Here is a 693-nt window from a genome sequence, read left to right on the forward strand (position 1 = left end):
CATCACGGCAGAGGCCCGCGCGATCGGGTTGGTCAGGTAGAAGTCCTTCACCGGCGAGGTGAAGGTGCCCTTGTTCAGCCGGCCACCGAGCTTCGCCGCCCTGGCGACGTCATCGGCGCTGCCGGCCAGAACCTGGTCGATGCGGGCAAGATGCGGATATTCGCCATAGAGCTTGGCGCGCAGTTGCGGCAGCGAGTCGAAAGGCAGCTTCTTGCCGAGCACATCAGACAATGCCCTGAGGATCGCCCAGTCCTCGCGTGCATCGCCGGGCGCGAAACCGGCGCGATTGGTATGCTGCACGCGGCCTTCCGTGTTGACGTAGGTGCCGGACTTTTCGGTGTAGGCGGCGGCCGGCAGGATGACGTTGGCACGGTGCGCGCCGGCGTCGCCATGCGTGCCGATATAGACGACGAATGCGCCGCCGGTCTTGGCCATGTCGATCTCGTCGGCGCCGAGCAGGAACAGAAGATCTGTCTCGCCGAGCATGCCCGCGACGCCCTTGCCGCCCTCGCCCGGCACAAAGCCGAGGTCGAGACCGCCGACGCGACCGGCAGCATTATGGAGCACGGCAAAACCGTTCCAGTCGGCACGGGCGGCATTGACCGCCGCGCCGACGGTGATCAGCGGGTGCGTCGCCTTTTTCAGCACCTGGAAGAACTTGCCGTTGCCGTCGGCCAGGTCCTTCAGCGATTC

General features: G+C 65.9%; 1 protein-coding gene. It reads right to left on the minus strand.

Translation table 11 applies throughout. The features are described 5' to 3' along the window. A partial coding sequence (locus EOA33_RS37590; protein ID WP_145989599.1) for a molybdopterin-dependent oxidoreductase occupies nucleotides 1–693 on the minus strand: 693 nt, incomplete at both ends.

The sequence above is a fragment of the Mesorhizobium sp. M4A.F.Ca.ET.050.02.1.1 genome (genome assembly GCF_003997725.1).
Lineage (GTDB): Bacteria > Pseudomonadota > Alphaproteobacteria > Rhizobiales > Rhizobiaceae > Mesorhizobium.